Origin of the sequence: Alkaliphilus metalliredigens QYMF, from assembly GCF_000016985.1 — a bacterium.
GTDB lineage: Bacteria > Bacillota > Clostridia > Peptostreptococcales > Natronincolaceae > Alkaliphilus_A > Alkaliphilus_A metalliredigens.
In genome coordinates, this window is the sequence record NC_009633.1 from 1,434,279 (window position 1) to 1,453,802 (window position 19,524).

At 37.1% G+C, this 19,524-nt stretch carries 19 protein-coding genes; 15 read left to right on the forward strand and 4 right to left on the reverse strand.

What is annotated here, in order from left to right; genetic code table 11:
* Positions 1–57: 57 nt before the first annotated feature.
* The 7 genes from AMET_RS06790 (at position 58) to AMET_RS06820 (ending at position 7,686) form a co-directional block, all read left to right on the forward strand.
* A complete protein-coding gene (locus AMET_RS06790; protein WP_012062616.1) occupies positions 58–1,410 on the forward strand; it encodes a glucose-6-phosphate isomerase in 1,353 nt (450 codons plus the stop codon).
* Between the two features lie 207 nt (positions 1,411–1,617).
* Positions 1,618–2,457, forward strand: a complete 840-nt coding sequence (gene murI / locus AMET_RS06795; protein WP_012062617.1) for a glutamate racemase — start codon at positions 1,618–1,620, stop codon at positions 2,455–2,457.
* A 35-nt stretch (positions 2,458–2,492) separates the two neighbouring features.
* On the forward strand, positions 2,493–4,172 hold the full coding sequence (locus AMET_RS06800) for a LytS/YhcK type 5TM receptor domain-containing protein (protein WP_012062618.1): 1,680 nt from the start codon (positions 2,493–2,495) through the stop codon (positions 4,170–4,172).
* A 72-nt stretch (positions 4,173–4,244) separates the two neighbouring features.
* Positions 4,245–5,015: a LytR/AlgR family response regulator transcription factor gene (locus AMET_RS06805; protein ID WP_012062619.1), complete on the forward strand. Its 771-nt coding sequence runs from the start codon at positions 4,245–4,247 to the stop codon at positions 5,013–5,015.
* Between the two features lie 179 nt (positions 5,016–5,194).
* Positions 5,195–5,689, forward strand: coding sequence for a hypothetical protein (locus AMET_RS06810; protein WP_012062620.1), 495 nt, complete (start codon positions 5,195–5,197; stop codon positions 5,687–5,689).
* A 34-nt stretch (positions 5,690–5,723) separates the two neighbouring features.
* Positions 5,724–7,331, forward strand: a complete 1,608-nt coding sequence (locus AMET_RS06815) for a carbon starvation CstA family protein (RefSeq protein ID WP_012062621.1) — start codon at positions 5,724–5,726, stop codon at positions 7,329–7,331.
* Positions 7,332–7,449: 118 nt separating this feature from the next.
* A complete protein-coding gene (locus AMET_RS06820; protein WP_012062622.1) occupies positions 7,450–7,686 on the forward strand; it encodes a YkoF family thiamine/hydroxymethylpyrimidine-binding protein in 237 nt (78 codons plus the stop codon).
* Between the two features lie 84 nt (positions 7,687–7,770).
* Here AMET_RS06820 and AMET_RS06825 read toward each other — a convergent pair whose 3' ends face one another.
* On the reverse strand, positions 7,771–9,117 hold the full coding sequence (locus tag AMET_RS06825; RefSeq protein WP_012062623.1) for a Sapep family Mn(2+)-dependent dipeptidase: 1,347 nt from the start codon (positions 9,115–9,117) through the stop codon (positions 7,771–7,773).
* A gap of 212 nt (positions 9,118–9,329) precedes the next feature.
* Between AMET_RS06825 and AMET_RS06830 the strand changes: the two genes are divergently transcribed.
* The 5 genes from AMET_RS06830 (at position 9,330) to AMET_RS06850 (ending at position 14,761) form a co-directional block, all read left to right on the forward strand.
* Positions 9,330–10,883, forward strand: a complete 1,554-nt coding sequence (locus AMET_RS06830; RefSeq protein ID WP_012062624.1) for a putative polysaccharide biosynthesis protein — start codon at positions 9,330–9,332, stop codon at positions 10,881–10,883.
* A 116-nt stretch (positions 10,884–10,999) separates the two neighbouring features.
* The gene (locus AMET_RS06835; protein ID WP_157047177.1) at positions 11,000–11,512 is read left to right on the forward strand and encodes an FMN-binding protein; all 513 of its coding nucleotides are present in this window, start codon (positions 11,000–11,002) and stop codon (positions 11,510–11,512) included.
* Positions 11,513–11,538: 26 nt separating this feature from the next.
* Entirely contained in the window at positions 11,539–11,721 is a 183-nt protein-coding gene (locus tag AMET_RS06840) for a hypothetical protein (RefSeq protein ID WP_049765334.1), read from the forward strand.
* Positions 11,722–11,929: 208 nt separating this feature from the next.
* Positions 11,930–14,062 carry a ribonucleoside triphosphate reductase gene (locus tag AMET_RS06845; protein WP_012062628.1) on the forward strand — a complete coding sequence of 711 codons (2,133 nt, stop codon included), beginning with the start codon at positions 11,930–11,932 and terminating at the stop codon, positions 14,060–14,062.
* A 15-nt stretch (positions 14,063–14,077) separates the two neighbouring features.
* Positions 14,078–14,761 (forward strand): anaerobic ribonucleoside-triphosphate reductase activating protein, encoded by a 684-nt coding sequence (locus AMET_RS06850; RefSeq protein ID WP_012062629.1) that lies wholly within the window; start codon positions 14,078–14,080, stop codon positions 14,759–14,761.
* A 173-nt stretch (positions 14,762–14,934) separates the two neighbouring features.
* Here AMET_RS06850 and AMET_RS06855 read toward each other — a convergent pair whose 3' ends face one another.
* The 3 genes from AMET_RS06855 to AMET_RS06865 all read right to left on the reverse strand — a co-directional run bounded on the left by AMET_RS06855 (position 14,935) and on the right by AMET_RS06865 (position 16,430).
* The gene (locus tag AMET_RS06855) at positions 14,935–15,345 is read right to left on the reverse strand and encodes a hypothetical protein (RefSeq protein ID WP_012062630.1); all 411 of its coding nucleotides are present in this window, start codon (positions 15,343–15,345) and stop codon (positions 14,935–14,937) included.
* Between the two features lie 171 nt (positions 15,346–15,516).
* The gene (locus AMET_RS06860; RefSeq protein WP_012062631.1) at positions 15,517–15,996 is read right to left on the reverse strand and encodes a DMT family transporter; all 480 of its coding nucleotides are present in this window, start codon (positions 15,994–15,996) and stop codon (positions 15,517–15,519) included.
* Positions 15,997–16,007: 11 nt separating this feature from the next.
* Positions 16,008–16,430 carry a DMT family transporter gene (locus AMET_RS06865; protein ID WP_012062632.1) on the reverse strand — a complete coding sequence of 141 codons (423 nt, stop codon included), beginning with the start codon at positions 16,428–16,430 and terminating at the stop codon, positions 16,008–16,010.
* 117 nt (positions 16,431–16,547) lie between these two features.
* On the opposite strand from AMET_RS06865, the gene yeiL reads away from it, so the two are divergent.
* The 3 genes from yeiL (at position 16,548) to AMET_RS06875 (ending at position 19,415) form a co-directional block, all read left to right on the forward strand.
* Positions 16,548–17,243, forward strand: a complete 696-nt coding sequence (gene yeiL, locus AMET_RS06870) for a transcriptional regulator YeiL (RefSeq protein ID WP_012062633.1) — start codon at positions 16,548–16,550, stop codon at positions 17,241–17,243.
* Positions 17,244–17,584: 341 nt separating this feature from the next.
* Positions 17,585–17,761, forward strand: a complete 177-nt coding sequence (locus tag AMET_RS26185) for a hypothetical protein (RefSeq protein WP_198135402.1) — start codon at positions 17,585–17,587, stop codon at positions 17,759–17,761.
* 433 nt (positions 17,762–18,194) lie between these two features.
* A complete protein-coding gene (locus tag AMET_RS06875) occupies positions 18,195–19,415 on the forward strand; it encodes a flavodoxin family protein (protein WP_012062634.1) in 1,221 nt (406 codons plus the stop codon).
* The last annotated feature ends 109 nt before the right edge of the window (positions 19,416–19,524 follow it).

Consider the following 19,524-nt stretch of genomic DNA (forward strand, 5'->3'; position numbering starts at 1 on the left):
GAAATTATGGTAATTTTAAAAAATACGAGCTATGTAGAGAGATGGAGGTAAAATCATATGAGTGGAATTAGATTTGATTATTCAAAGGCATCAGGTTATATCAATACCCATGAACTTGATTATTTAGGAAAAATGACAGAGACAGCACATCAACTGCTCCATGAAAAGACGGGAGCTGGGAATGAATTTTTAGGCTGGTTAGATCTTCCAAAGAACTATGATCAAGATGAGTTTCAACGAGTTCAAAACTGTGCAGAAAAAATCAAAAATGATTCGGATGTTTTGATTGTGATTGGGATTGGGGGTTCTTATTTAGGCTCTAGAGCAGCCATTGAGATGCTGACACATACATTTCATAATTCACTACCGAAGGATAAACGCCAAGGACCTGAGGTTTACTTTGCGGGACACAACATTAGTTCAACATATTTGAAGCATCTCTTGGACATCATCGAAGGAAAAGACATTTCATTAAATGTCATCTCAAAATCAGGAACAACCACTGAGCCAGCCCTTGCCTTTAGAGTTTTAAAAGAATATATGGAAAAGAAATATGGCAAGGAAGAAACAACAAAACGAATTTATGCCACCACAGATCAAGCAAAGGGGGCCCTCAAGCAGTTAGCCGATGAAGAGGGATATGAAAGTTTTATCATACCCGATGATGTAGGGGGACGATTTTCAGTACTGACAGCTGTGGGATTGCTGCCCATTGCTGCAGCAGGGATTAATATTGAAGAAGTGATGCAGGGAGCCAAGCAGGCTCTACAAGATTTCAACCATTCCAATATAGATAAAAATAGTTGTTATCAGTATGCCATTGTGCGAAATGCCCTATATCGAAAGGGAAAGACAACAGAAATCATGGTGAATTATGAACCGGCACTACATTATATAGGAGAATGGTGGAAGCAGTTGTTTGGAGAAAGTGAAGGAAAGGATCAAAAAGGCATCTTTCCCGCATCCGTAAGCTTTTCCACAGATCTACACTCCATGGGACAATATATTCAAGAGGGAATGCGCAATATTTTTGAAACAGTGCTCCATGTAGAAAATACCCAGGAGAAAATGATCATTCAGCCCACAGATGCAGATTTAGATGGCTTAAATTATTTAGCTGGAAAAACTGTGGATTTCGTTAATGAAAAAGCATTTGAAGGTACACTCTTAGCCCATACAGATGGCGGCGTGCCTAACTTGATTATCCATATTCCAGAGATAACACCCTATTATTTTGGTTATCTTGTCTATTTCTTTGAAAAGGCATGTGCCATCAGTGGATACCTCCTAGGGGTCAATCCCTTTGATCAGCCTGGGGTGGAGGCCTATAAAAAGAATATGTTTGCATTACTTGGAAAGCCAGGCTTTGAGGAAGCCCAAAGGGAGCTTCAGAAGAGATTAGAAAAATAGTATTTGGATGATAATATTAAGAGCTACTGGTCCAGTAGCTCTTATTCTGTATTGAGGAGAAGTATTTTATTGCTCTGAAAAAAAAGCTAATATATAATAGAAATCAATAGTAGATCAACACAACTCAAACTTTAAATATGCAATTTCCTCAGATGACAAAAAAGAATGATATCAGTAGAAAATATAATAGAGTTGGTGATAAAAAAAATGAAAGAAGAAATTCGGAAGTTACCCATCGGTGTTTTTGACTCAGGAGTAGGGGGGATCAGTGTATTGGCTGATCTAATCTCCCAGTTGCCAGAAGAAAGCTATGTTTATTATGGAGACTCTGGCAATGCCCCCTATGGAATCAAAAGCAAGGACGAAGTGAAAAAACTTTCCTTTGATGTAGTGGAGTTTTTATTAGCCCAAGGAATTAAGGCACTGGTTGTTGCCTGTAACACAGCAACCAGTGCTGCGATAGATGAATTAAGAGCCTCCTTGGATATCCCAGTTATTGGAATGGAACCAGCCTTAAAGCCCGCCTTAGAGCTACATCCTTCTGGAAGAGTTATCGTCATGGCAACGCCTGTGACATTAAGAGAAAAAAAATTTAATACACTCATTGATCGATTCAATGATTGCGGTGAGGTGATTAAGCTACCTTGTCCTGGTTTAGTGGAAATTATTGAAAGAGAAGGGGCTAGGGGACCAGCCCTAGAGACATATTTAGAAAAGCTATTCTCTCCATTTAATATGGAGGAGATAGATGCCATTGTATTAGGTTGCACCCATTATGTCTTTGTAAGGGAATCCATCGCCGAAATGATTGGAAATCATGCGGCATTAATAGATGGCAATGGGGGAACAGCAAAGCATGTTAGACGATTATTACAAGAGGAAAACCTGCTGGTATCACAATTCAAGGATTTATCAAGTAAAGAAACAAGTGTGACGCTATATAACTCTAGTCAAGATGAACAAATAAAGGAATTAGGTAATACATTGCTGTTACATCGATTGACATATTTAAACTGGCAAGGACAACTAAATCACATTATGCTATAATAGTATCAATAAATTTCAAGAAAGTAGGTATAAAAGTGATTATAGAAATCATTGTTTCTTTAGCCAATAAGCTAGGAATTATTATTATTCTTGCTATACTCATATCTAAAATAGGTATTTTTAGAAAATTAGTGACGAAAAAAAATATCACTATCATTGACAAGATCATACTAGCCGTGGTATTTGGTGCCATTGGCATATTAGGAACCTATTCAAGTGTCCCTGTTAATGGTGCCATTGCCAATACAAGAGTAGTGGGAGTTATGGTGGGAGGACTTTTAGGTGGACCGGTAGTAGGTGTGATGGCAGGCATGATTGCTGGTGGACATCGATACGTAATTGATATTGGTGGATTTACAGCATTGGCATGTGCAGTTGCTACAATCATTGAAGGATTCATAGGTGGATATGCCCATTTTTATATTAAAAACAAAAGTCAGAAGTGGAAATATACTCTATTTATCGGAATTTTTGCAGAAATTGTTCAAATGGCAATTATTTTACTGATTGCACGACCCTTTGGGGATGCCTTTACGCTTGTGAAGATTATTTTACTACCCATGGTTCTAGTCAATTCTATTGGGATCTCATTGTTTATTGGTATTATTGAAAATATTCATCAGGAATATGAGCGAATTGCAGCAGGTCAAGCTGAGAAGACCCTGAAAATTGCTAATCAGACATTACCTTATTTCAGGCAAGGATTAAATGAAGAAGTGGCAAAAGAAGTTGTGAATATTATCTATCATACTGTTGATGTTGCAGCAGTCACTATTACAAATTGCAAGGAGATTCTAGCACATAAAGGAGCCGAAGAGGATCATCATGTTCCTATGTGCAAACTCCAAACCCAGTCTACAAGAGATGTGGTTATATCAGGAGAACACAGAGTAATCTTTCACCAACGGGATATTCAATGCGATCAACCCAAGTGCCAATTGAAGTCAGTTATTATTGTACCATTAAAGGAAAGAGAAGAAGTGGTAGGAACCCTCAAGCTATATAAGCGTGAAGAAAACAGTATCACGACCCTAGATGTGGAGTTAGCTTTGGGATTAGCTCAATTATTTTCAACGCAAATAGAGTTGAGTCGTTTGGATTATCAGAAGAAACTTTTGGCAGAGGCAGAACTAAAAACATTACAGGCTCAAATCAATCCTCATTTTTTATTTAATACAATCAATACCATTGTCTCTTTTGTCCAGGTTGACCCAACTCAAGCAAAGCAGCTGTTAATTTCTCTGGCGGACTTATTTAGAAAGAGTCTAAGTAATAATCAAGATATGGTAGATATGGAAACAGAGATCGAACACGTGGCTTCTTATTTAGAGATTGAGAAGGCTAGATTTGGGGATCAATTAAAAGTAAAGTATGAACTACAGGAGAACATAACCTGTAAGCTACCTCCCCTTATCTTACAACCACTTGTTGAAAATGCAGTCATTCATGGAATACTACCCAAGCGAGGTGGGGGAGAGATTAAAATTTTATCTAAAAAACTAGAAAATTGTGTTCTCTTAGAAATCGTTGATAATGGGTTAGGTATCTCTCAAGAGAGGCTATTAACAATACTAAAACCTGTCATTGACTCTAAATCTGTTGGGTTAATGAATGTCAATAAACGCTTAATTAATCTCTATGGAGAAGCATACTGTCTAGAGGTAAGTAGTGAAGTCGATCATGGAACAAAAATTCAGGTCAAGATACCCTGTTAATCAAATAATGGCATATATCAAAGATAAAACCAGAATGATAATGCACTGAAGTTCGAAAAGGGGGAGAAATGAGTGGTTCAAAAAATTTTAATTGTTGATGATGAAAGACCAGCTAGGTTGAACTTAATCAATTCACTAAAGGATTATGGACAATTTCAGGTAGTAGCAGAAGCATCTAACGGAGAAGATGCGATTGGTTTTTGTAAGGAAAATACAGTGGATATTGTTTTTTTAGATATTCAACTCCAGGACATGACAGGGTTTGATGTGGCCAATGAACTAATGGCTCTCCATAGAGTACCTAAAATTATATTTGCCACGGCCTATAACCAATATGCCATCGAGGCATTTGAGTATTCTGCGATTGATTATTTATTGAAACCAATAGATGATATACGTTTTAAAAAAACCATGGAAAAGCTACTCCAAGAAAAAGAGGTACATTCAGAGAAGGCATTAGACAAAGTAAAAGTTTTATTAGAGAAACATCTTGATACAGAGCACAAGAAGCAAAAAATTACACTAGAGAAAGAGGGAAAACTATTTGTCCTCTGTATTAATGACATCATATTTATAGAAACTGATGAGCGTAATACAAAGGTAGTGAGTAAAAGAGGAATCTTTATTAGTAATGTCACCATGGTGGAATGGACTGAACGTCTAGAACAATATGGATTCTTTAGGCCCCATAGAAGCTTTTTAATTAATCTAGATGAAATAGACGAGGTTATTCCTTGGTTTAATCATAGTTTTCAGGTTAAGATGAGGGGTTATGGTCAAGGGGATATTCCAATAAGCAGAAATAAAGCAAAAGTATTTAAGGGATTAGTGGGGTTAGATTAATCAAACACAAAAATCCCCAATAATGACACTTTAGTATACAATTCTGACATGTTGAAACGTTTTCCCTAAAAAATGATTATTTTCCTTTATAATAAAATGGTGGTGGAACCTCAACTTTTGAAAAACCATAATATTTCCATGAATTACATTACCAATCAACTGGTAAAGAGGGTGACAATATGAATTCAAATAGATATGTAGAGAACATACAAAAAAAATTGTCGAAATATTTCGATATTGAAACAACATATAGCTATAAAAACATAGCTTTTGATGTTTTTGCAAAATCTTTTGTCAGAAATGAAAAGTATATGGCTAGTAAAAAAGTGGTTGTCTATGCCTTTGAGAATAACGAATATACTTTTATAAAAAGTGAGACAAGTATGAACATCCATAGCTTAAATCGATTTAAAGAAACACTGATAATGGCTACACAGGATTTTGTGAAACCCCATGGTGAACATATGTCATCCATTGTCACAGGAGTCATCCTACTTGAGAATGGCCTCGATGAAGAATTAGTAAAAGAAATTAAAAAGTTTAAATTCACAAAGAGCTTTGCCTTTGGGTTTAAAGGATGGGTGTATGTGAGACTATTGGTAGTAGATCTTAGAAAAGGTTTAATTATAGCCAATAAAAGAGGGGGGGAGGTGAAAAAGTTTTACGAGATTTAATAGATAGCTTAAAAAATTGTAAAGGAGGATTATTATGAGTGCACTATTCTTAGTACTTTTTTCAATCGTAGCAATGTTAGTGGCCTATGTAACTTATGGTGCTTGGCTAACAAAACAGTGGGGGGTAGATGATAGGAAAACACCAGCCCATACAAGAGGTGATGGTGTTGATTATGTGCCTGCTAAGTCACCTGTATTATTAGGACATCATTTTGCATCCATAGCAGGAGCTGGCCCCATTGTAGGACCAATAGCTGCAGCAATATTTGGATGGATTCCTGTATTACTTTGGATTATTGTAGGTAGTATTTTCTTTGGTGGGGTACAAGATTATGGGTCTCTACTTGCTTCGATTCGACATGAGGGGAAATCAATTGGAGAAGTAATTGAAGTCAATATGGGTAGAAGTGGTAAACGATTGTTTGCAGGATTTGCTTGGTTAACACTGCTACTTGTTGTGGCGGCATTTACTAACATCGTTGCCAACACATTTGTCAGTGTTCCCGAAGCGGCAACAGCTTCCGTTCTATTTATTGGATTAGCGGTTGTATTTGGTTTTGCGGTTCACAGAAGAGGTGTTTCTCTTGGAATCGGAAGTGTGATTGGGGTTATACTATTGTTTGGATGTATTGCACTGGGAAATCTATTTCCATTGGCATTAAGTAGAAATGTTTGGATCGCTATTTTACTAGGATATATCTTTGTGGCTTCTGTTACACCAGTTTGGATACTATTACAGCCTAGAGATTACTTGAACTCTTTTTTATTATATTTTATGATGGCGGGTGCAGTATTAGGATTGCTGATTACGAGACCAACAATTGTATTAGCTGGTTATACAGGTTTTAATATTAACGGACAATATTTATTTCCAATGTTATTTGTTTTAGTTGCTTGTGGAGCCATTTCAGGATTCCATTCCTTGGTTGGTTCTGGAACAACGTCAAAACAACTAGATAGAGAAAGTGATGCAAAGGTTGTGGGCTATGGTAGTATGTTGATAGAAGGGGTATTGGCTACGGTTGCCATTATCACAGCAGCATATATAACACAGGATCAACTAACTGCTTTGTTAGCAAATGGAGGACCAGTAAACGTGTTCTCAGACGGAATTGGCGTCTTTATGACTAGCTTTGGTATTCCATTTACCATTGGAAAGTCCTTTGTTGCTTTGGCAGTATCAGCCTTTGCTTTAACAAGTCTTGATACAGCCACAAGATTAGGAAGATTTATTTTACAAGAGTTTTTTGCTCAGGAGGGTGCAGATAAAAAAAATCCATTAACAAATATGTATGTAGCAACAGGGATTACAGCAGGTTTAGGTGGATTGTTGGCGGTTACCTCATGGGAGGCGATTTGGCCAATATTTGGTTCTGCAAATCAATTATTAGCAGCATTGTCCTTGATGGCAATTGCAGTATGGTTAAAGAAAACTGGAAAGAACAACGTCATGTTTATTTTCCCAATGATTTTCATGTTTGCTGTCACATTGTTAGCCCTAGTATTCTTAATCCGAGATAATTTAGCTACGGGTAACTGGATACTTGTTTTCTTCCCAGTTGTGTTATTTGGGTTATCATTAGTACTAGCATATCAAGGATATGTTCATTTATCAAAGAAAGAAGAAACCACAAAGGCATAATCATACGGAAATAAAAGTTTATGGATGCCTTTTAAATGTTGTGAATAAATGAATCCAGTTGTCTCCATACTATAATAGAAGTTAAAATAAGACTTTAATGTAGAGGGAGGCAAAATCTATGATTCATGCAGAAGTAGCGCTATATCCTTTAAAAACAAATCGAGCCAGTGAAACAATAAACAACTCGATTAGTACATTGGAAAACCAAGGGATTGAGTATGAGGTAGGACCAATGGCAACGCATTTTCACGGTTCGGAAGAGCAGGTGTGGAATGGTTTAAGAAGTCTATTTGGTGAAGCACAGCAAGCGGGAGAAGTGAGTATGGTTGTCACCATTACAAATGCTGCTGATTAAAAAATATTCAAGTTGCTTTTGGTCAAATTTAAAAAGATGTCGAATCCCTTGGATTCGGCATCTTTTATTTTTGAAATATAAGCACTATTCTGCAAGACTGGCAATCGCCCTGGCGTACATATAAAGACTTTTCATTAAGTCATCTAAGTCAACATACTCATCGGTCTGGTGAGCCATTTTGGTTTTCCCAGGAAAAAGAGGACCAAAGGCAACACAATTATCCAACGCTCTAGCGTATGTGGCCCCTCCTGTAGATAAGGGTGTGCTATCTAAGCCTGTCTCTTCTTCAAAGATCTGCCTTAAGGTCTTCACTAAAGGATGATCTAGAGGGACATGTAACGATGGCAAATGATCCAATACCTCTAATTGTATTTCATAGGAAGAGAGGGCTTTCTCTAAAATAGCTAACACATCCTCTTTTGTTTTGGTTACAGGATAGCGAATATCAACGGAAAGACTCTCCTCCTCTTGATTGATTGTGATTCCAGCTGGGTTGAGGGTAATTTTACCTGATACCTCATCCTCATAGCTACCAAATAGAGTCGTGGCATAAACATCTTCCCCAAGCTGTTCTGCAATGAAAGCAATTAATGGTGAAGTGAATTTAGCCTTAGTTAGCAGTATGGCCATTCGACTAATGGCATTTTCACCTAACCAAGCCTTTGCAGAGTGAGCAGATTTTCCTGAAATAGAGAAGTTTCTTTCTAAAGCCTTGTGGGTATACCCTAAGGATGTAGCTAGTTCTGTTAAGGAGTCAATGTCCTCACCTTCATAGGTACAGTAATCTGGGACGCTATTCAATGTGCCACCTCCAGTGAGCTTGAATGGAGGGGGAGGGTCAGGTGTATTAGGTGAAAGTTTTACCTGTAGTAGTCCCTTTTCAGCATTAATCAGTGGATAGTCAGAGTCAGGAGTAAAAGCGATGCTAGGAACCTCCTCCTGTTGGAGGTAGCGGACGATTCCCTGCCACTTTGTTTCTTCATTTGTCCCTAAAATTAAACGGACTCTTTTATGTAAGGGAATGGAAGCTTCGGCTACAGCCTTCATTGCATAAAGTGCAGCCAATAAAGGGCCCTTGTCATCTACAGCACCACGACCATATAATTTTCCTTCATGAATCTCTCCCTCAAAGACAGGGTGACTCCATTGATCTGGATTCTCTACAGGCACAACATCCAAATGAGCTAGTATACCAACCAGCTCATCCCCTTGACCCATTTCAATGTATCCATAATATCCCTCTCCATAAAAGGTTCTAAAGCCTAGCTCTTCTCCTAGGGATAAAGTGTAGCGAAGGGCCTCGTCTACAGCAGAACCAAAGGGCTTACCCTGCTGGGCTTCGCCTTCCACACTTTCGATTTTCACAAGTGATTGTATCGAATCAACCAAGTCTTTTTCTAGCTGTGTGGCGATTTCTTTTAAAGTTTTCATCAATAACCTCCTTAGCTCATATGGCATCAATGATAGCATTTCCTTTATTAGTTGTTTTTATAAAATAAGCCTCATTTCAAATACTAAAGAAGCATTGCACTGTATTGAATAGTAGCAGAATTTATTTCTTGAAATTATTGAAGCTTAACACATAATGTACATTGATAATGGAATATATTTAATTAGAATATTTCATGACAAGGAGCCTAAGTATGTTAAATAGAGGAAGCAAGGGTTTTTTAAAGGGTGCTTTTATATTGGCCGCTGCAGGACTACTTTCTAAGGTGCTAGGAATCTTTTTTAAGATTCCACTACAACGATTAATCCATGATGAAGGAATGGGGTTATTTGGCCTACCTTATCCTATCTATACAGTGATGCTTTCAATTTCAATCATTGGATTTCCTGCTGCTATTTCAAAATTGATTGCAGAAAAAACAGCTGTTAATGATATTGCCGGCGCAAGACAAATCTTTCGGGTTTCGTTATCAATGCTTGCGATTACAGGAGCGGTGACGTCTATTATATTATATTTTGGAGCCCCAGGAATCATCACTCTTTTAGACTGGCCTCAAGAAGCCTACTATTCAATTATTGGGTTAGCTTTTGCGCCATTCTTTGTTTCGCTGATGTCTGCCTTCCGTGGATACTTTCAAGGAATGGAGGTCATGTTCCCAACCGCCATTTCACAAATTACAGAGCAATCGGGACGAGTGATTATTGGTGTTGTGTTGGCTTATACATATATTAACCAAGGCATTGGTTATGCAGCGGGGGCCGCATCCTTTGGTGCCACTATGGGGGCTTTTTTAGGATTGATTCCATTACTCATTTATTATTTTAAGATTATTCATCCAAGACACCGAAAAATAAGAGAACAATATAGACCTAAAGACAATTACAGAGTTGCTAAACAAATTTTAATTATTGCAATACCCATTACAATTGGAGCTATTTTAAGCTCTGTGATGGCACTGGTAGACGCCATATTGGTGCCAGCTAGGTTGCTACAGGGTGGGTATACCGTAGAGGGTGGGACAATTTTATATGGTCAACTGACAGGAAAGGCAGTCACATTAATTAATGTTCCCCTGACATTTAGTATGGCCATGGCAGCTAGTCTCGTTCCTACCATTTCTCAATCCTTTAGCAGAAATAATGTGTTTCATCTAAGGGAAAAGGCGACTACTGGAATTAAGGTCACAATGCTAATCGCCTTACCTGCTACAATTGGATTAATGTTACTGGCCTCACCCATTATTCATCTACTCTGGGGAGCCAACGAAGCCGGTGGCGAAATTTTAAGCGTACTGGCTATTAATGTTGTATTTATATCATTGGCCCAAAGCTTAACTAGTATTTTACAAGGCATAGGAAAGGTGTATATTCCAGTAAGAAATTTAATGATAGGCGTTTTAGTAAAAATAATTATTAGTTATATTTTACTTGTTAGCCATTGGAATATTCTTGGAGCTGTCATCGGTTCCATCTGTGGCTATGTCATTGTAATGCTACTCAATTACATTTCGGTGAAGCGGTTGCTTAAGCTTAAATTATCCCTACTTGAAGTGTTAATCAAGCCACTGATTGCAGCTGGAGGAATGGGAATCACAACTTTATATTCCTTTAAATATTTGACTTATTATTTTTCCAGCGAAGGCATTGTCACATTAGGGACTATCTTCATTAGTATTACGGTTTATTTCATACTGATTACAATTTTAGGAAGTTTGAATTTGAAGGAATCCAGGGATTTTTTCCGTTAATGATCAATCTTGTTAATGGTGAGAAAAACATGAAAATTTTAGATGAATAGAGAGGGTTAATTTAATATAAACTAAGGTTGACATTAAACAACAAACAAAAGACAGAAGAGGTGAAAATGATGAAAAAGAAACAAATACTTACTTTATTGCTCATCATGGTATTGGTAATGGTCTTAACCATAGGATGTCAACCTGCAGAGGAACCTGCTCCGACTCCGGATCCGGATCCAGTGCCTGATCAAGAAGAACCAACAGAAGACCCTGAGGATGATGAAGCCCAAGAACCTATGACCTATGAAGATGGGACTTATACCCATGAAGAACCAGATGCAGACGATCGAGGATGGACAGCTAGAATTGAAATCACAGTAGATAATGGTGAAATCACAGAGGTAATGTATGATGAGTTCGACGAAGAGGGTATGCCTAAGACAGAAGATGATGATTATAATGAAAGATGGGAAGCACAGGCAGGAATCAGTGCCCCAGAAGCATTTCCAGCTTTACAAGATGAATTAATTCAAGCACAAAGCGTGGAAGGGATAGATGTGATTTCAGGTGCCACTCAAGCGACAGAGAGGTTTAAAGAAGTGGCAGCAGAAGCCTTAGAGGGGGGCGTACAGGAATAAGCTCATACATGGAAGGAGGCTATGATGTGCAGCACAAATTTATGGTGCGTACAGATCGTGGACTATCAAAACCGATTCCCCGTGCTGAAGCAATCGAGATGGTAAAGGATTATTCAAGTCAAGGGGTAGAGGCTTATATTGTATCGGAGGACGAAGGAAAACGGATTGAAAAAAATAATAATCAGTTCAACACTCCAAAATGGAACTAGATCAGAGGGTTGCTAAAAAAGCAACCCTTTATTTTTTTGTTATTTCTGATAAAATACAAGATGTCGTAAAAAAGAGAGAACGTACTAGAAATGTCTCGAAAAAAAGCAGATATGTGACTTTTGGAGGATTGAATTATATAGGCATAATCATGTAATATATACAATATATAGTATCAAAGGTAAAGTACGATACAACAGGAGGGGTATTATGGGAGTAATGAAGGTACAGAAGAGAAATGGTGAAATTGTCGACTTTGATGCCATTAAAATCAAAGAAGCCATTTTCTCAGCGGCTAAATCAGTAGGCGGAAAAGATGAAATGACGGCAAGTCGTTTATCTAAGTTAGCTGTTGACATTGTAAGCGAAACATATGCTGCAAACATACCATCGGTAGAAGACATACAAGATATTGTAGAAAAGGTTTTGATTGAAGAAGGACATGCAAAGACTGCCAAGTCTTATATTCTATATAGAAAAAAGCAAAAAGACATTAGAGAAGTGAAAAACCTCTTTATGGATGCAGAAGTTATGGTTGAAGAATACGTCAATCTAGAGGATTGGCGAGTAAATGAAAATGCCAACATGGGTTTCTCACTCCAAGGGTTGAACAATCATATCGTTGAGAGTATTACTAAAAAATATTGGCTAAACAAGATATATACAAAGGAATTAAGGGATGCCCACATTCAGGGTGATTTACATATACATGATTTAGGTCTATTGGCTCCCTATTGTTGTGGATGGGATTTAGAAGCATTTTTAAAGGATGGATTCAAAGGGGCAAAGGGAAAAGTAGAGTCAAAGCCACCAAAGCATTTTGAATCTGCCCTAGGACAATTAGTCAATTTACTTTACACCCTACAGGGGGAGGCCGCTGGGGCCCAGGCAGTATCGAGTATTGATACATATCTAGCACCTTTTATCTATTATGATAAAATGAGCTATGAACAAGTGAAAAAGGCAATTCAACGTTTTGTATTTAACTTAAATGTCCCAACCCGAGTCGGATTCCAAACACCATTTACCAATGTTACATTAGACATTACTCCCCATGAACTATTGAAAAAGCAACGTGTCATTATTGGTGGAGAGAATATGGATAAAAACTATGGAGAATTCCAAAAAGAGATGGATCTATTTAACATGGCCTTCTGTGAAGTGATGATGGAGGGAGATGGAGCAGGGAGAGCCTTTAGCTTCCCAATTCCTACCGTAAATATTACAAAGGACTTCCCATGGGACACCGAGGTGGTCAATGCCATTATGGAGATGACCAGAAAGTTTGGAACCCCATATTTTGCTAACTTCATTAATTCTGATATGGCACCAGAGGATATTCGAAGCATGTGCTGTCGACTACGGTTAGACAATCGTGAATTAAGGAAGCGTGGTGGCGGACTCTTTGGGGCCAATCCACTAACAGGTTCCATTAATGTTGTCACATTAAATATGGCAAGAATCGGATATACTTCAAAAAACATGGAAGAGTTTAAATCTAAAGTACGTGAATTGATGCAAAATGCAAAGCAAATTTGTGAGGACAAAAGAGTCATCCTAGAGCAGTATATGGATGTAGGCCTTTATCCTTACTCTAGATATTACCTACGGGATGTAAAGAGCGCCACTGGAGAGTACTTTAAAAACCATTTCTCCACCATTGGACTCAATGGTATGAATGAAGCATGCTTAAACCTATTAGGGGTCGATATTACCACTGAGGAGGGCAATGAATTTGCCGTTGAGATCATGGAATTTATGAATCGCGTCATTCAAATTTTCCAAGAAGAAACAGGAAGTCTGTGGAACTTAGAGGCTTCACCAGCAGAAGGGGCAGCTTATCGATTTGCTCGATTAGATAAAAAGATTTATCCTAGAATTATTACACAAGGAACTGAAGAACCATATTATACAAACTCCACACAGCTACCAGTAAACCATACAAAGGATATCTTTGAGGCAGTGGAGCTACAGGAGAAACTACAAAGTCTATATACAGGTGGGACAGTATTACATGGATTCATAGGAGAAGAGATTGAGAGCGTTGAGACATGCAAAATGCTACTGAAGCGTGTCATGGAAAATAGTGAAATTCCTTACATTACCATTACGCCGACGTTTTCAATTTGCCAAGAGCATGGATATCTATCAGGTGAGCATTTTGAATGCCCACATTGTGGAAAAGAATCAGAGGTTTGGACTCGTGTCGTAGGATTCCATCGTCCTGTTCAAGCTTGGAACCCTGGAAAGAAAGAGGAGTATAAGGATCGTGAGGAATTCTGTGCTGAAGCCAGCCTAGAAAAAACTGAGAAGCTGGCATTGCTTGAATTCGATGCTGGGTAAAGAAAGGAACTACTGATGAATATAATTGGACAAGAAAAATCATCATTCATTGATTATCCTGATAAAATATCAACGGTTTATTTTACCGGTGGATGTAACTTTCGATGTGGCTACTGCCATAACGGAGAAATTGTCAACAATCAAGGGAGAACAATTAATGAAGATGAGATTCTGGGCTTTTTAAAGAAGCGGAAAAAATTCATCGATGCCGTTTGCATTTCAGGAGGAGAGCCTACTCTACAAAATGACCTATATGAATTTGTTCTTCAGATAAAGGATCTGGGTTTTTACGTGAAGCTAGATACAAACGGAACAAATCCAACTCTTTTGGAAAAGTTAATTGGCGAGAATCTAATAGATTATATTGCTATGGATGTGAAGGGGCCCCTTGAAAAGTATGAAATGATTGTGAGAACAAAGGTGAACTTAGAGGATATAAAGAGGAGCATTGAATTGATACAGCAATCTCAGGTCTCCTATGAATTTCGAACCACAGTTTGCCAAGAGTTATTCTCTAGAGAAGACTTCATAAATATCGGGAAGCTACTACAGGGAAGCAAGAAGTATTATCTGCAGAACTTTAGAGATGGACACACGGTATTAGCTGGTAAAAATCAATTTACCCCATTTGATCAGGAAGCCTTGTTAGAAATAAGAGAACAACTTCAACCTTACTTTGACCAGGTACAGGTTAGATAATAGACAGTAGCTAAGCTAAATCAGCAACCAAATGAGTACAATACACAGAATATAAAACAATATAAAAAAGCAAGGCCTCAGGCCTTGCTTTTTTACGTTGCTATATGAGTCGATGGATTTTATTGCTATTTGAGTACGAGAGCACGAGAACTTTCAACCCAGAGCAGACACGACTATGATGCTTTACCTTGAACTACCTTTGTATCTTTAGTCATCTTTGCTTTTTCCCATGCTTTATAATTCTTCAGTAAATTCAGAGATTTTTTAATTGTCTTATCCTGTACCTTTGAGGTATCTTTAAGAATGTGAGACATCTGAACTAATTGAATCTCTAAATATTTAGGATTTTGAAATTTATTAGCAAAAGAGGATTTATTAGATTTCTTTTTCGATGCCATAAGAGACTCCTTAAACAGTAGTAGCAAAAAACTATTCTTCTTTTGTTTTGGAGCTTGCTTTGCCTGCTCATAAACCTGACTAAAAAATGCATCTAGATTGCGTTTTTTATAATAAATAAATATTGCACCTGCGCCAATTACTAAGCTTAGTATGATTCCCACAATTAACACGCCATTAGTTTCCATTAATAAGTTCACCCCCTTCTTACGATATACTATTTTATTTTACCATAAATCCTTTGTAAATACACTATGTATAAAGGACTGTAGCTAAATGAGTGAAGTTAAATCTAATTCAATGTAAAAGAGAACTAGATTGGAGTACGCTACTTTCTCATTTTAGAATACATGACACTATTAAATGCTTTCAACCTTAGAAAATGAGGTGGGATTCTCTTCTCTGTTTTGATCTAATACTAAGTTGTAACTTAATCCCACAAGTACCAAAATCCCTCCAAATACTTTGCCTATCGATAGTTCATTTAAGGTAAAAAAGTCAATGATAATTCCTGTAAATAATTGACCAATAAAAATAAGCAAGGTTAAATAAAAGGCAGATATTTTAGGTGACAGATAACTAGAAACAGTCACAACCACAACTCCCAAAACCCCACCTAAATAAGCCCATAAAGGAACAATGTTAAATGACAGATGGAAGGGGGTGGAAGATTCTTTGCTAAACACTAAAAAAAGCAATGAAACAAATAATCCCACCACATAATTATAAAAAGTGCCCGTCAAGAGTCCAACTTCCTTTGCTAGACTGGCGTTTACCATTCTAGCAAAAACAAGGGAGACGCCTGCTAAAATAGATAACAACATAGCTATATAGAGCATGATAAAACCTCCTAAAAAAGGGTCATTATAATAACACCTAATATAATAAATAGCAATCCAACACTCTTCTTTTTCTGGAAGGGAACTGCCTTGGCCCCCAGTAATCCCCACTGGTCAATAGCAATAGAAGCAACAGATTGACCCAATAAGCCTAAGGCAAGGGGAATGGATACTCCTAGGATAGAAAAGCTTAGATTAGTAAAGAGGACAGTGAAGACTCCGATGGCACCAGCACTATATAAATAGAAAGGGATATTTCCATTAAATATTACCTGGGTTTTGTTAACTAATAAAATCACTAAAATAGAGATAAATCCAACCATATGAATAATCACGTTGGAGCTGTAATTGCCAAGAGTATTAGCTAATGTTCCATTAAACATAATCATTATGGAGATTAATGCTCCTATAAAGACTGAGGTAAAATTGTTCAAAAAAACACCTCCTTCGAAAATCGTAATTATAATTTAACATGAATTCATTGCAAAGGAGTATGACATATGTCATATTAGGATTAGATATGGATTGAATTAGGAACTGGAGATGAGATTATGAAAAGAGTTGAAGACCCAAAGCGATTGAACCAGTATATCCAAAGACATGCAATGGATGAAATCTTTACTCAGGACATGAGATCTATTATGGAGCTTTTTCTATTTAAAAAGAACGAGCATATTTGTAGGGAAAGTGAGGGAATTCATTATATTTTTTTCTTTGTTGAGGGGAGAGCAAAGGTTTATACAACCTTGAGCAATGGAAAATCTCTGCTCCTCTGTTTTTATGAGAATTTTAAAATACTGGGGGATGTAGAATTTGTAGGGCTTCAAAATGCTTCAACAAACATACAGGTAATAGAAGATACCTATTGTATTGGAATCCCTTTGGAACGGGCAAGGTCCTACTTAATTAATGATGCTAAATTCTTAAGATTTATCTGTAATTCTCTAGGAGGAAAACTTAATCAATGTGCAAAAAATAGTTCTATAAATTTACTATATCCACTTGAAAGTAGGCTAGCTAGCTATATACTTGCTACAGGGAAGCATACAGACTTCAACGATAAAGATACAATAGAGATTCATGAAAATTTAACTGAGTTAGCAGAATTACTAGGTACAAGCTATAGGCATTTACTAAGAACCCTAAACATCCTTATTTCTAAGCAAATTATAAGGAAAAGTAGACAGACACTGCAGGTAACGGATCGGTTAGCCTTAGAAGAATTAGCAGGTGATTTATACAGATGAAAAATAGAAAAGATTTAATCAGCTAGAACACCTGGTACAATGAGATATTAATGAAGATTAATTGATATGCAAAAATAGTAGAAAAATTTAGTATTTAAGAATGAAAGAGAAATTCTAACTTAATCGTGTCCAATTTATAGATAAAAGGTCAATTCTTTCTAAATACACTATATATAAAGGCTTGCAGTTAAATAAATGAAGTCAAATCTAATTCAATGTAAAAGAGAACTATATTGGAATACGCTGATTTATACTCACTATTAGTATGAAAAAATCATGTATATTAAAGAAATTTGTTGAGGATACTAGTCTTGAAAGTATTATTAAAGGAGGTAAGACATATGCCAGGAAAAGCTAAGCAATACGTTGACCAAAGTATGTCCTCAGTACAAACTACTGTTAACTCACTACAACAAGCACTTAGTTCTGCAGAAAAGCCAGATAACAAAAACAAGATTCAACAAGCAATAGATTCCCTTAACGCAGCACAACAACAATTATCTGGGTATCAAGATTAGTAAGTATTAAAAGCATTGTTATTAAAACCTAAAAAACACTTTACTCTAATCAATTTGGAGTAAAGTGTTTTTTTTATAGGAAATTTACCTAAATTGTACTCAAACATATCAGTAAACCATTCTATCAAAAAACCATGTGAAGACAGAAATGATGCTAGACAAGGCGAATCAATTTAAAAGCGTTTCAGAGTTGCCCTCAGGATAAATATCTCATGGAACAGGTCCAACTATTATCTAAAATAAAAAAATGCAAAAATATTTATAACATAGGAGGTAATATTAAAAAATTATAGAACTTACTATAATTGCCATTATTTTAAATCATACTAGTTGGCTTGTTATTATGATGATAATGTTTTGAAGTATTGTATATGAGTGGAATATGACATTGGATGATTTTAAAGTGATAAAAGAGTATCGAGGAGAGATAAAAATGAAAACTTTGTTTGATCTAAGAGAAAAACAAGATGGTGAAATTTATGAAGCCATCCAAAATCTTTATGATGAACCTTTGAAGGTTGTCAGATTAGGAGAACAATCCATCACTGCATGTATTGGCTGCTGGAACTGTTGGCTCAAGACCCCTGGTAGATGTGTAATGAAGGATCAAATGGCTGAATCCTATTCCAACTATGTAAACAGTGATACTGTGATTTTACTAATGGATACAGCCCAAGGATTTATCAGCCATCAAGCTAAAGCTTTTTTAGACAGAACAATTCCCCACTACCATCCATATATAGAAATTGTAGATGGAGAATGTCATCATGTGGCTAGATATAAGTGCTATCCTGATATGGTATTTTACTATGATAATGAAGGCTTAACAAATCAAGAAGAACAGGTTATTGAGGATTATTTGTATCGTACTGCTTACCACTTTAGATCTAAAGCCTACCGCATCGTGAAAGAGGGTAGTCTACAATTGCGCTTCTTGGAATCAAGGAAGGCCAAAAATCAGGTTGTAGCCTTTGAGTCAATTGAACCCATGGAAAAACTAGTGATTTACAACGGTTCTCCTAGAAGGAGTGGCAGTAATTCAGCACTTATTCTGAAACAAACTGCTGAAGCCCTTGGTGATAGGGTTGAGATTCGTGATTTGAAGGAAGGGGATAAATGGGAGGCGTGGGCAGAGACTTTTAAAAGTGAGCAACATGTTATGTTCTTCATGCCTCTATATGTCCATGCAATGCCTTCCCACGTCATGGCATTCATGGAGAAACTTCAAGCCTCCAAAGGAAACATAAGCTTTTTTGTACAATCAGGTTTTCCTGAAAGTAGCCAATCTCATTATCTCGAGGCATACTTTGAACAATTGGCTATTAGGTTGAGAAGAACTTATATGGGGACAGCCATTAAGGGCGGGGTGGAAGGTTTGCAGGTGAGGCCAGTTAAAGCTCAGGAGAAAATGATGGCACCAATGGTAAAGGCCATTGTCAATTTAGTGTATGAAGGAAACTTTAGCCCAGAAAATATTGGCCAATTGGCCAAGCCGATCCGATTGGGAATGGGTATGCAAATTGGCTTTAAGTTACTCGGCAAGAGATTAACAAACGCTTTCTTTTGGGATAAACAGCTTAAAAAAAATCATGCATATGAAAAACGTTTTGATCGCCCTTACTTATCTTTAACTAAGGAGAGTACAACGGTATAGAAGTGCCGACAGATTGACATAGAAGCCGTGGAGGTCTACGGGGTTCGTTATTTTAACTGTCAAAAAGGTTTTATAGACATTAAAGAATAAAGAAATATGGAATGGAGTC